The following is a 256-nucleotide window of genomic DNA, read 5'->3' as shown; positions in this document are numbered from 1 at the left end:
AGGCATTTCATTTAGTAAATCGGGCTGCGCCTCATGGGCCATCCGGGTAGAATTGGCTCCAATTCGCATCGGCCTGCCGGAGCAGCCGTTCTTCGTCCCGGTTCCATTTCTTCAGGGGGTTGTTCAGCCGCGTACGGTTAAAGAGCAACAGACGGCCATCCACCATTTTGTAGGTTTCAGGATCTACTGCAACCCGGTCCCCGGATTTCCCCATCGCATAGGCGCACCAGCCTCCATAGGCAGGGATGTACTGCTC

The 256-nt window shown here is 56.2% G+C and carries 1 pseudogene; it reads right to left on the bottom strand.

Annotated features, from left to right (window positions below):
• Positions 1 to 31 precede the first annotated feature (31 nt).
• A pseudogene (locus ACRHNM_RS17340) lies at positions 32 to 256 on the bottom strand (YHS domain-containing (seleno)protein); the annotation flags it as partial.

The organism is Psychroserpens mesophilus (genome assembly GCF_050617655.1).
GTDB lineage: Bacteria > Bacteroidota > Bacteroidia > Flavobacteriales > Flavobacteriaceae > Psychroserpens > Psychroserpens mesophilus_A.
Note: the sequence above shows the minus strand (reverse complement) of the source record. Positions and strands in the feature narration are given on the sequence as shown.